This is a genomic window from Marinobacter persicus (assembly GCF_002934325.1).
Taxonomy (GTDB): Bacteria; Pseudomonadota; Gammaproteobacteria; order Pseudomonadales; family Oleiphilaceae; genus Marinobacter; species Marinobacter persicus_A.
Genome location: NZ_PTIV01000007.1, coordinates 52,926 through 65,057, shown reverse-complemented (window position 1 = coordinate 65,057; position 12,132 = coordinate 52,926). Strand labels below are relative to the sequence as shown.

12 protein-coding genes are annotated in these 12,132 nt (G+C 55.5%); 8 read left to right on the top strand and 4 right to left on the bottom strand.

Annotated features, from left to right (window positions below):
- Nucleotides 1-33: 33 nt before the first annotated feature.
- Nucleotides 34-306 carry a type II toxin-antitoxin system ParD family antitoxin gene (locus tag BY454_RS05830; protein WP_104416866.1) on the top strand — a complete coding sequence of 91 codons (273 nt, stop codon included), beginning with the start codon at nt 34-36 and terminating at the stop codon, nt 304-306.
- 18 nt (nt 307-324) lie between these two features.
- On the opposite strand, the gene glnG is transcribed toward BY454_RS05830, so the two are convergent.
- From glnG to glnA, 4 genes are all read right to left on the bottom strand, one after another.
- A complete protein-coding gene (glnG, locus tag BY454_RS05825) occupies nt 325-1,758 on the bottom strand; it encodes a nitrogen regulation protein NR(I) (protein WP_104416867.1) in 1,434 nt (477 codons plus the stop codon).
- Nucleotides 1,755-2,843 carry a nitrogen regulation protein NR(II) gene (glnL, locus tag BY454_RS05820; RefSeq protein ID WP_104416868.1) on the bottom strand — a complete coding sequence of 363 codons (1,089 nt, stop codon included), beginning with the start codon at nt 2,841-2,843 and terminating at the stop codon, nt 1,755-1,757. Before glnL ends, glnG begins: the two co-directional genes overlap by 4 nt.
- Before the next feature lie 272 nt (nt 2,844-3,115).
- Nucleotides 3,116-3,643 carry a DUF4124 domain-containing protein gene (locus tag BY454_RS05815; protein WP_104416869.1) on the bottom strand — a complete coding sequence of 176 codons (528 nt, stop codon included), beginning with the start codon at nt 3,641-3,643 and terminating at the stop codon, nt 3,116-3,118.
- A gap of 167 nt (nt 3,644-3,810) precedes the next feature.
- Complete coding sequence (gene glnA, locus BY454_RS05810) at nt 3,811-5,214, bottom strand: glutamate--ammonia ligase (RefSeq protein ID WP_104416870.1); 1,404 nt, start codon at nt 5,212-5,214, stop codon at nt 3,811-3,813.
- A 50-nt stretch (nt 5,215-5,264) separates the two neighbouring features.
- Here glnA and BY454_RS16750 point away from each other — a divergent pair, with 50 nt between their 5' ends.
- The 7 genes from BY454_RS16750 (at nt 5,265) to BY454_RS05780 (ending at nt 12,082) form a co-directional block, all read left to right on the top strand.
- Nucleotides 5,265-5,444 carry a hypothetical protein gene (locus BY454_RS16750; protein WP_146082690.1) on the top strand — a complete coding sequence of 60 codons (180 nt, stop codon included), beginning with the start codon at nt 5,265-5,267 and terminating at the stop codon, nt 5,442-5,444.
- A gap of 246 nt (nt 5,445-5,690) precedes the next feature.
- Nucleotides 5,691-7,511 (top strand): translational GTPase TypA, encoded by a 1,821-nt coding sequence (gene typA, locus BY454_RS05805; RefSeq protein WP_104425545.1) that lies wholly within the window; start codon nt 5,691-5,693, stop codon nt 7,509-7,511.
- Between the two features lie 268 nt (nt 7,512-7,779).
- A complete protein-coding gene (gene dtd / locus BY454_RS05800) occupies nt 7,780-8,229 on the top strand; it encodes a D-aminoacyl-tRNA deacylase (RefSeq protein ID WP_104416976.1) in 450 nt (149 codons plus the stop codon).
- 508 nt (nt 8,230-8,737) lie between these two features.
- Entirely contained in the window at nt 8,738-9,808 is a 1,071-nt protein-coding gene (locus BY454_RS05795) for a porin (protein ID WP_104416975.1), read from the top strand.
- A gap of 131 nt (nt 9,809-9,939) precedes the next feature.
- Nucleotides 9,940-10,341 (top strand): DUF2442 domain-containing protein, encoded by a 402-nt coding sequence (locus BY454_RS05790; RefSeq protein WP_308471507.1) that lies wholly within the window; start codon nt 9,940-9,942, stop codon nt 10,339-10,341.
- A complete protein-coding gene (locus tag BY454_RS05785) occupies nt 10,224-11,201 on the top strand; it encodes an Rpn family recombination-promoting nuclease/putative transposase (RefSeq protein WP_104416974.1) in 978 nt (325 codons plus the stop codon). The genes BY454_RS05790 and BY454_RS05785 overlap by 118 nt, the downstream gene beginning before the upstream one ends.
- A 20-nt stretch (nt 11,202-11,221) precedes the next feature.
- Complete coding sequence (locus BY454_RS05780; protein WP_104416973.1) at nt 11,222-12,082, top strand: CYTH domain-containing protein; 861 nt, start codon at nt 11,222-11,224, stop codon at nt 12,080-12,082.
- Nucleotides 12,083-12,132: the final 50 nt, after the last annotated feature.

The following is a 12,132-nucleotide window of genomic DNA, read 5'->3' as shown; positions in this document are numbered from 1 at the left end:
TGCCATAATGTTGCCGAGGATGGAGGACACATAATGGCAACTATGAATATCTCACTACCTGAGCCAATGAAACATTGGGCTGAGAAGCAGGCCGCATCAGGGCGGTACGCAAATGCCAGCGATTACATACGGGATTTGATTCGCAGGGATCAGGATCGTCAACGCAAGATTGCCGAGATGCAGGCGTTGGTAGACGCGGGAATTAAAAGTGGTCCTGGAAACCGCTCGATGGAAGAGCTCCGTATGCACGCCAGGAAACTAGCCAAGGATGGGCAGGATGACATATCAGCTGAGCAAGGAAGCTGAAGAGAAGAGCAAAAGCCCTTACTCCTCATCCCCCTCCGGATGATCCAGCCCCAATTCGTTGATCTTCCGGGTCAACGTATTCCGACCCCAGCCCAACAGGATGGAAGCATCCCGTCGGCGCCCCCCGGTGTGCTTCAGGGCGGTTTCGATCATGATGCGCTCGAACTCGGGCACGGCGGTGTCCAGAATGCCTTTCTTGCCCCGCTTCAGTTCCTGCTCCGCCCAGCTTTTCAGGCCTTCTTGCCAGGTGCGGCCGAAGGTGGTGGTTTCGGTCGCGGCCTGGTGCATCAGTTCCGGGGGTAAATCGTCCACCAATATTTCCCGGCCGCTGGCCATTACCGTCAGCCAGCGACAGGTGTTTTCCAGCTGGCGGACGTTACCGGGCCAGGGCAGGGTGGTGAGGTATTCTTCCGCTTCCGGGCGCAGAACCTTCGGCTCAACGGCCAGCTCTTCAGCCGCGCGCTTGAGGAAGTGTTTCATCAGCCTCGGGATATCTTCCCGGCGTTCGGCCAGTTTGGGCAGGTGTACCCGGATAACGTTCAAGCGGTGAAACAGGTCTTCGCGGAACTTGCCATCGTCCACCAGTTTTTCCAGGTTCTGGTGCGTGGCGGCAATGATGCGTACGTCTACTTTAATGGGTGTAGTGCCACCCACGCGGTAAAACTCGCCATCGGCCAGCACCCGCAGAAGGCGGGTCTGGGTGTCGCCAGGCATATCGCCGATTTCGTCCAGGAAAAGGGTGCCGCCATTGGCCTGCTCAAAGCGGCCCTGGCGGGCGGCTGCGGCACCGGTGAAGGCGCCTTTTTCGTGGCCGAACAACTCGGATTCAATCAGGTCTTTCGGGATCGCCGCCATGTTCAGGGCGATGAACGGGTTGCGTGCCCGGGGGCTGTGGTTGTGCAGCGCCTGGGCCACCAGCTCTTTACCCGTGCCGCTTTCCCCGTTGATCAATACGGTGATATTGGAATGGGAGAGCCGGCCAATGGCCCGGAATACCTCCTGCATGGCAGGTGCTTCGCCAATGATCTCGGCATTGCGCTGGGCATTCTCTGGGGTAGGCTCCGTAGTGGCGCGTTTTTCCCGCGCATGCGCCACCGCCCGCTTGGCCAGGGCCACGGCTTCGTCAACGTCGAACGGTTTGGGCAGGTATTCGAACGCGCCGGTCTGGTAACTGGTCACCGCACTGTCCAGATCAGAGTGGGCGGTCATGATGATGACAGGGACATCCTGGTGCTTTTCCACTACCTGCGAGAGCAGCGTGATGCCATCAACGCCCGGCATGCGAATGTCGCTGATGATGGCGTCCGGCCGTTCGTGTTCCAGCCGGGCCATGATGTTCTCGCCATTTTCGAACACTCTGGTTTGCATACCGGCCTGGCTCAAGGCACGTTCCAGCACCCAGCGAATGCTTTGATCGTCGTCGATAATCCAGACGTTTGCCGGTTCGCTCATTGGTAGTCCTCCAGAGGCAGGAAGATGATGAAATCGGTTCTTCCAGGCTCACTTTCGCATTCCACCAGGCCGTGATGCTGGCCGATGATGCTTTGAGTAATGGAAAGCCCCAGTCCGGTACCCGATGCCCGCCCACTGATCATGGGATAGAAGATATTCTGCAGCAGGTCGGCGGGAATGCCGGGGCCGTTGTCGATGATGTCCACCCGGCACACGAGGCGGTGCCGGCGGTGGCCGATGGTGAATTGCCGTAAGGCCCGGGTGCGGAAGCAGATGGTCGCCGGCCCGGTGGTCTCATTCTCGAAGGCCGCCTCCATGGCATTCCGGGCAATGTTCAGGAAGGCCTGGATCAGTTGTTCCTTGTCGCCGGAGAATTCCGGCAGGCTTGGGTCGTAATCGCGCTTGAGCTGGATACGGCCTTTGCTCTCGGCGTCAATGAGGGTACGCACGCGTTCCAGGACTTCGTGGATGTTGGTGGGAGCCTTCGACAGTGCCTTGTTCGGGCCCAGCATCCGGTCCACCAGGCTGCGCAGCCGGTCGGCCTCGTTGATGATCACTTTGGTATATTCGCGCTGGCCTTCGTCTGCCAGCTCCCGGTCCAGCAGTTGAGCCGCGCCACGAATGCCGCCCAACGGGTTCTTGATCTCATGGGCCATGCCCCGCACCAGGATCCGGCTGGCTTCCTGCTGGGAGATAATGTCTTCCTCGCGGGTGATGCGCATCAGGCGCTCGCGAGGCTGGATCTCCATCAGGAGCTCGGTGGGGTTGGTCGACAGTGGGGTGACGGAATAGTCCACGACCAGTCGTGAGCCAAAGAGGACAAAGAATTCCGCCTCACGCCGGGTGTAGGTCCGGCCATCCCGGGCGGCCTCATGGAGTGTTTTCAGTGCACCTTCGGAGTCGATCAACACGTCGTTCAGCAAAAGCCCCTGACTTCGTGCAGAGCTGATCTTGAACAGACTTTCAGCGGCTGGGTTCAGGTACCGGATGCTGAGATCCTCGCCCAGCACAAGTACTGCCGTTGTCAGGCCATCCAGAATGCCTTTGTATCCATGATGGGTCAGGACTGGGGAGTGCGGTGACATAACGGATTCCGTTTTGGGTGCGTGTGTCGTCCTTCTTTGGTTTCTGTTTTGCAAAAACCAAACCAGCTTTTCTCAATCGTGAGCAGTGGCGTGGCTCAAGAGCAGGCAGGCGCCGTCTGACAAGGCATGCCGGTGCTGTAGGTTGGTGCAACCTGTGAAATGAGCGAGACGCGCAACCTGAACTCGCCCTTTGGTTGCTCAGGGCATGGTCTTATTATAGTGCAAGCGCACCGAAATGGTGCGGAAGTGTTGTTGGGAGTGCAAGCTTTGGCTTAATTATTAATGACAGATGGGCGGTGCACGGTGAAGGTGATGGGGTTACCGCTTTTTACCTGAACGCCTTGTTCATCGACGATATGGACGTTGGCGTTGTGGGTGCCCCGGTAAACGTTCTCGATGGTAAGCTCACTGGTGCTGGTCTGGCCAATCGGCTGGCCATCCAGGGTCACTTCGTACTTGTGGCCGGCTTGCAGGCCGGGCGTGCTGTTTAAGCGGAAAGTGACATTGCCGCCGCCGCTGTAGAACGCCTGATTATTCTCCGGGTAGGAGAAGGACACGCTCTCGTAGGCAGCGCCTTCCTCTTTGACAATTTCCCGCAGCTCGTCGGACTTTTTGACGGTTTCCGGCTTAGGCAGGGTGATGGTGGTGACCGGTTTGATCTCAACGGTCTCGCCGCCATCAATGGGCTCGTCGGAGTAAGTGACGTTGCCGTATTCGTCCACGTGGCGATACACCTCGGCATGAGCCGCTGAGGTGGTGATAGCCAGAAAAGCGATTGCGAGTGCGAGACGTTTTTTCATTCCGGTAACCTGTATTGCAGTCCTTTTGCCCGATTATCAGTGTGGCGGGATTGCATTGCAACGGGTGAGGCAAGTGGTGTGGTTACATCTCGTTAAGGCATAAAAAAGCCCCGCACGGGGCGGGGCTTTCGGGGATAAATGCGATGCACCGAAGTGGTGCAATGCATTTAGCAGGAGTAGTACAGGTCGAACTCTACCGGGTGGGTAGTCATGTTCAGCTGCTCTACTTCGCCCTGCTTGAGGTCGATGTAACCGGCGATCATGTCTTCGGTGAACACGCCGCCGCGAGTCAGGAACTCGTGGTCTTCTTTCAGTGCTTCCAGGGCTTCCTGCAGGGTAGTAGCTACCTGCGGGATGTTCAGCGCTTCTTCCTTCGGCAGGTCGTACAGATCCTTGTCCATGGCATCGCCCGGGTGGATCTTGTTCTGGATGCCGTCCAGGCCGGCCATCATCAGGGCTGCGAAGGCCAGGTACGGGTTGGCCGCCGGGTCAGGGAAGCGAACTTCCACGCGACGCGCTTTCGGGCTGTTCACGTACGGGATACGGATGGAAGCGGAACGGTTGCGGGCGGAGTAGGCCAGCATAACCGGGGCTTCAAAGCCTGGAACCAGACGCTTGTAGCTGTTGGTGGCCGGGTTGGTGAAGGCGTTGATGGCCTTGGCGTGCTTGATGATGCCGCCGATGTAGTGCAGGGCCATTTCGCTCAGGCCAGCATAGCCGTCGCCAGCGAACAGGTTGTTGCCGTCTTTGTTCAGGGACATGTGTACGTGCATGCCAGAACCGTTGTCACCCACTACCGGCTTGGGCATGAAAGTGGCGGTCTTGCCGTAGGCGTGAGCCACGTTGTGCACGCAGTACTTCAGGATCTGAACTTCGTCAGCCTTGCGGGTCAGGGTGTTGGCGCCAACGCCGATTTCACACTGGCCAGCGGTGCCCACTTCGTGGTGGTGTACTTCGATTTCCAGGCCCATGGACTCCATGGCGGCACACATGGCGCCACGCAGGTCGTGCAGGCTGTCTACCGGCGGAACCGGGAAGTAGCCGCCTTTAACGCCCGGACGGTGGCCGATGTTGTTACGGTCGAAGTCTTCACCGGAAACCCAGGCGGCTTCCTCGGAGTGAATGTGGTAGGACGCGCCCTGCATGTCCACGTTCCACTTCACGGAATCGAATACGAAGAATTCCGGCTCCGGGCCAAACAGTGCGCCGTTGGCGATGCCGGTGGACTTCAGGTATTCCTCGGCGCGAGCGGCAACAGAGCGCGGGTCACGCTCGTAACCCTGCATGGTGGTCGGTTCCACGATGTCGCAGGTGATGTTAACGGTGGTTTCTTCGGTGAACGGGTCCAGCACAGCGGTTTCGTCAACCGGCATCAGGATCATGTCGGATTCGTTGATGCCCTTCCAGCCAGCGATGGAGGAGCCGTCGAACATTTTGCCGTCGGCAAAAAAGTCATCGTCCACCTCGGTGGCCGGCAGAGTTACGTGCTGCTCTTTACCACGGCTGTCGGTAAAACGCAGGTCAACCCACTTCACTTCGTGTTCGTTGATCAGGTCAAGTGTCTTGGACATTGTGCATGCTCCGTATGTGATTGCTTGTTCGTGTGCCGGATCGTTCAGTAATGCTGAGCTCGATCGCTTTTGCTGGTTCGGGCAGCTTAACAGAAGCTGTCATCTCTTACCCGCCAAAAACGGCTGAAAAAGATATAGCAAGCTGCTTGCCAGTTTTCCCTGGTTGCGCCACAAGGGCGCAGTTGCAAGGCTTTGGTGCGATTCTGGCCTTAAGCGACCTTCCTTATTAAGGAATAATGCACCTTATGTGCGCACCATAATGGTGCGAATAGAGTGATTGTGCGCGATAACGGTGCGGCGTGGTGGCGAGGATCCGAAGCGCCAGGCCGACAAGAAATTCATATAACTGAAAGGTCAAACCGTGTACAATCGCGCACCCCTTATTTTCAAGCCGAGGCCCTGAGGCCGAGAGCACATTTTGAGTTGGGCGCCAGTCAGGTGCGAACTCGCTATTCAATGAAGTGAAATCTCTTAATATGTCGAATGATATCAGTAAGCTTAGAAACGTAGCCATTATTGCCCACGTAGACCATGGTAAAACAACCCTGGTTGACCAGTTGTTGCGCCAGTCCGGCACCCTTGAGCGTAAGGAGCTCGAAAATGAGCGGGTGATGGACTCCAACGATCAGGAAAAAGAGCGTGGCATCACCATCCTGGCCAAGAACACGGCCCTGAAGTGGAATGACTACGACATCAACATCGTCGACACCCCGGGCCACGCCGACTTTGGCGGCGAAGTTGAGCGGGTTATGAGCATGGTGGACAGTGTTTTGCTGGTGGTGGACTCCATCGACGGTCCCATGCCGCAAACCCGTTTTGTTACCCAGAAAGCGTTCGATGCGGGCCTGCGCCCGATCGTGGTTGTGAACAAGATTGACCGCCCGGGTGCCCGTCCGGACTGGGTGGTGGACCAGGTATTTGACCTGTTCGACAACCTCGGCGCTACCGACGAACAGCTGGACTTCCCGATTGTTTACGCCAGTGCCCTGAACGGTATCGCCGGGATGGAGCATGAGGAAATGGACGACAACATGGACGCCGTATTCCAGGCGATTGTCGATCACGTCCCTGCGCCGGACGTAGACCCGGACGGCCCCTTCCAGATGCAGATTTCCCAGCTGGACTACAACAGCTTCCTGGGTGTTATCGGTATCGGCCGGATCATGCGCGGCAAGGTGAAGACCAACACTCCGATTACCGCCATCGACTCCAATGGCAAAAAGCGCAATGGTCGTATCCTGAAGATCATGGGGCATTCCGGTCTTCAGCGCGTGGAAGTGGATGAAGCGCAAGCTGGCGACATTGTGTGTATCAGTGGTCTGGACGAGCTGTTCATTTCCGACACCCTGTGCGATCCCAACAACGTTGAGGCGCTTCCGGCCCTGACGGTTGATGAGCCCACCGTTTCCATGACCTTCCAGGTAAACGATTCGCCGTTTGCCGGCAAGGAAGGCAAGTACGTGACCAGTCGTAACATCAAGGAACGCCTGGAGAAAGAGCTGCTGCACAACGTGGCTTTGCGTGTGGAAGAGGGCGAGTCTGCCGACAAGTTCAAGGTCTCCGGTCGTGGTGAGTTGCATCTGTCGGTACTGATCGAAAACATGCGCCGTGAAAATTTCGAGCTGGCCGTGGGCCGTCCGGAAGTGGTCATTCGCGAAATCGATGGTGTGAAGCAAGAGCCGTATGAAAACGTGATTGTGGACATCGAAGAGCAGCACCAGGGCCCGGTGATGGAACAGTTGGGTCTGCGCAAGGGTGACATGACCAACATGATTCCCGACGGCAAAGGCCGGATGCGCGTGGAGTATGTGATTCCGGCCCGTGGCCTGATCGGTTTCCGCAACGCCTTCCTGACCATGACCTCCGGTACCGGTATCCTGACGTCCACCTTCAGCCACTACGGCCCCGTGAAAGAAGGCGCGATGGCCGGGCGCCAGAACGGCGTGCTGATTTCGATGGCCAAGGGCACCGCGATGACGTACTCGCTGGAAACTCTGCAGAGCCGTGGCAAGCTGTTCCTGGCCCCGGGCGATGAAATCTACGAAGGACAGCTGTGCGGCATTCACAGCCGTGACAACGACATCGTGATCAACCCCACCAAGGCCAAGAAGCTGGACAACATGCGTGCGTCTGGCAAGGACGAAGTCATTGGTCTGGTGCCGCCCATCAAGCACACCCTGGAGCAGGCGCTTGAGTTCATTGACGACGACGAGCTGGTGGAAGTGACGCCCAAGTCCATTCGTCTGCGCAAGAAGCTGCTGACCGAGAACGAACGTAAGCGCGCCAAAAAGAGCTAAAGGCGTTTTTGGCCACGGAACCCACGGAAACCACGGAAAAAAGATTGAAGACTGGCCACGAAATCCACTAAACCCACGAAATAATGCATTAAAGCCCTTTCGTGTTCTTTAGTGGGTTTCGTGGCTAAAACTATTTTTGTTTTTGTCTTTTCCCGTGGTTTCCGTGGGCTCCGTGGCCAAATAAAAATCAGTTGCACTCAGGTTTTGCGGGTTATAGACTCTTGGTCGATTAATTTTGTGCAACCCGGCATTAATGATCAGGAATTGAATGAAAGGACTGATCCAACGCGTTACCCAGGCCAGTGTGGCTGTGGACGACCAGCAGATTTCTGCGATTGGTCCGGGCTTGTTGTTGTTATTGGGTGTCGAGCGGAACGACACCGTCAAAGAGGCAAAGGATTTGTGCCGAAAAATTCTCTCCTATCGAGTTTTCCCCGATGAGCAGGGCCGGATGAACGTTAACGTTCAGGATTCCGGTGGCTCACTCCTGGTGGTTCCCCAGTTTACTCTTGCCGCTGATACCTCATCTGGTACGCGCCCGGGTTTTTCCCTGGCTGCTGCGCCGGATACCGCGAACACGCTTTATCAGGAATTTGTGTCACAGGCCAAGACCGGGTTGGGTGAGGCCAGAGTGGGTGAGGGTGAGTTCGGCGCTGATATGAAGGTATCGCTGCTTAATGATGGGCCGGTGACCTTTATGCTGGAAGCTCGTGGGTGAAAGAATGAATGTGCCAAAAGATGACACAGGTTATATCTCTGCTTCATCAAGGTGCGTATATTTCGGTTTAGATAAGTTGGCGAGATATTCTGGTTACCCGGATTTTTTATAATCCCATGAAGTTTAACGGTTTTCTGGTTGTTGGCCCTGAATTTGTTGTTCAAGGAGTTCAAGGGCGCCGCCAGTGTCATAAAAGTGCAAGGTTTGGGTGGCATAACAAGCTTGTGTCTTTGCATCGGGAAGGCTAAAAAACAGCCATTAAAAATTTGCAAATGCACAGGTAATGTATTAAAACGGAACAATCATGCAGAGCTTTAAGAAAGCTTTGTAAGTGATTGAGAGATAAGACTCGGCAATGCCCAGTCGGACAAGAATAAAAAATGTCGGCCTTGTTTTGGCAAGCCATGCCGATCACGAATCCGGTGGTGCGAGCTGTGCTGGTACTGCCATGAAAATCGGGATCTGAGCCCGTCGAAAACCTGAGTTAACACAAATAGGAAGACGCAACATGAAAAAGACAGTTCTTGCTTCTGCTATCGCAGCCGCAACCTTCTCTGGCGCTGCTTTTGCCCAGGAAAGCAACATGCCGACTGTGTACGGCAACATCCAGTACGCTGTAACTCACAGCGACATTCAAGGTGGCCCTTCATCGATTGAGCACCGTGACAACGGTTCCACCATCGGCATTAAGCATGACCACGAAATCATGCCGGGTGTGAGCGGCTTCTTCAAAGCCGAACTGGAATTTGACGCGGATCAGAAAGATGGCAACAACGGCCTGGACGCTTTTGACGAGGCATACATCGGTGTAGATAGCGATAGCTTCGGTAAAATTTGGATCGGCTCTGACGACTCCACTTACGAGCGCGCAATCGACGAAATTGCCAACTACTACGAAGCAGCTGACCTGAGCATTGCTGGTTCTTATGATACTGGTGAAGGCGACCTGATTCAGTACGCTACCCCGAGCTTCGGTGGTTTCCAGCTGCACGCTGCCGTTCAGGTAAACGGTGACGGCGACAACGGTAAGAAGTCGTACCCATACCAGCTGGCTGCGACTTACAACGTAGATGCACTAGAGCTGGCTGTCGCCATGGACTCCAACGATGGTTCTTTGGGTTACTCGAAGGATGGCATCGATGGTCTTGAGGTCGACAACGGTGAGGTCGTGCCGAATGAAGTTGACAGCGAAGACAGCTTTAATAACGAAAACACCTATGGTCTGCGTGCGAGCTACAACATGGGCGACCTGCGCCTGACTGGTCAGTACCAGACCCGAAAAGATGTCGTAGATCAGTTCGGTGTGTTTGCTGGCTACACCATTGGTGCTAATCGCTTCGCGGTATCTTACGAGATGGCTCAGTACGATGAAGAGTTCACTCGTACTGGCGAGGGCAGCCTGGACCGGGAAACTGTTACTCTGCAGGCTCTGCATAACCTGTCCGACAACATGTACGTCTACGCTGAAGGCTACTTCGGTGGTGGTGACGACGTTTATAAGTATGAAGATGCCTCCGGCAACAACGCTTACTCCAACGAAAGCACTGTTGCTGCCGTTGGCGCCGTATACTACTTCTGATAAGCCAATCGGCTAATCAAGTAGCTTAGAAGTACCAAAAGCCGGTGACTCAGGTCACCGGCTTTTGTATTTTAGGAGAATGAATCTGTCAGGAAAGACAGTGCTACGGGCCAAAAGCGGAAGGAAATCGCATGCCAACCATTAGCGAGTTTTCGGTATTTTCAGGATCGATCCTTTGGAGTAACGTTATGCAGAAAGTCACCAGCGTACAGGCAAAAGCCGGTTACACCCTTGCCATAACCTTTGATGATGGCATACACGGAGAGATCAGCATCGCTGACAGACTGTTCGGTCCGATGTTCGAGCCGCTCAAGGACCTCTCTTTCTTTGCTCAGGTGAGCGTAGACGCGCAAAAACTTAGAAAAGTAAGCAAAACGGTCACAGGGCGTGCCGCCATCAAGCAAGGAACGCAGCCATGCCAAGCACCACCCGCATCAACCACCACGACACCGGCTACAAAGAGCTTTTTAGCCACCCGGAGTTTGTTCAGCAACTGCTTGAGGGCTTTACCCCGCCGGAAATTTCCGGGTTGATGGACTTCCGCACCCTCAAGAATCACAGCGGCAACTACATCACGCCGTTGTTTGAAGAAAAATTCGAGGACGTCGTCTGGTCAGTGGAAGTGACCTGGGATGGTGCCACCCAGCGCGTCTTCCTGTATCTCCTGCTGGAGTTTCAGTCCACCGTGGATCACGCCATGCCCATCCGGCTGATGCATTACGTGGCTTGCTTTTACGACCACCTGCTGAAAACCAAACAGGCCCATCCCGGGCAGGGTCTGCCACCGATCTTTCCGGTCGTGCTGTACAATGGCGCAAAGCCGTGGCGTGCCAAACAGGATATCTACGACATGATAGCGCCGGAGCCACCGGAATTCTTGCGGGCGTATCAGCCCCATATCCGTTATTATCTGGTGGATGAGGCGCGCTATACTGACGAGCAACTGGGGTTGGTCGAGAGCCCATTGAGCGGGGTGTTTGGCATTGAAAAGGCTTCAAAAAAGCATGAGGGCTTTCAGAAAGCGGTCGATCGAATTGTTGCCATTATCCAGGCTGACCCCCATAAGCATCGGATAGACAAAATCGTCACCCGTTGGCTTAAGCGGCATTTGCAGCGCCTTGGCGCTGACGTTGATCTGGACCGATTGAATAGTTTGTTGGAGGAAAAGGACATGTTGGCAGAAAACCTGGAAAGTTGGGCGAAGCAGGAGCAACAACGAGGTCGCCATGAAGGCGTTGAGGCCATGCTTCGCAAGCAAATCAACCTGAAATTCGGCGAACTGCCCGAATGGGCCGATCAGCGTCTGAAGAACGCCACGGATGAGCAACTTGACGAGTGGGTCATGCAAATTCTGTCCGCAGACAGCCTCACTGCATTGCTGGGCGAGCAGTAAATTTTTCCGCCGGAGCTTTCATGGCCACAGAGCTTGAGATCAAACTCACTCTCTCCGAATCCGCCCAGCAACAGGCTCTGAACTGGTTGCTGGCTTTACCGCAAGCGGAGAAGGGGCCCCGCAAAACCCTCATCAACCGCTATTTCGACACCCCCGATGCAGCCTTGAACCAGGCCCGCGCCGCACTGCGTGTTCGTCAGGCCGGTGACCGTTATATCCAGACCCTGAAAACCCGTGGCGAGTTCGTAAACGGTGCCCATAACCGTCAGGAATGGGAGTGGGAGTTAAGCGGCCCGGAGCTGGATCTGTCACTGCTGGAACAGACCCCACTGCACAACCAGGTCGATCTTGCCAATCTGCAGCTGGCATTCGAAACCAACTTCCAGCGCCAGGAAGTCATGCTCAAGGACGGCGATAACGAAATTGAAGTGGCCGTTGATACAGGGCAGATCCTTGGTGGCGGGAAGGCCAGGCCGCTGCATGAAGTGGAGTTTGAGCTGAAGGCCGGCGATGCACTATGCCTGATGCAGCAAGCCTCAAAACTGGCAGAGCAGGTGCCGGTGTTCCTTAATCTGGTGAGTAAGGCGGAGCAGGGCTACTATCTGGCGGGCGTTTATAAACCGGATATAAAAAGCCCGGAGCAGCCAGTGTCAGTCACTGAATTTCTACACATTCTCAGCGTCAGCTGGCTAACGGATAAGCCTGTTCAACTGCCTGAAACCGTGTTGGCCAATGTCGCAAACGCGGCGGAGGATGCATCCATAAGCGCGCTCTGGCACCAGGCCAGCCGCTACCTGAAAACGGGCACAACCACGGCCCAACTCATCGAGCAAATACCCGAGTTTGGTTGCCTGCAACTGGCGCTCGCAAGCCGGTCTTAAAGTGAGTTGCACGCGGTCTGCGCTTTGTTACACTATCCATAACAATGCGC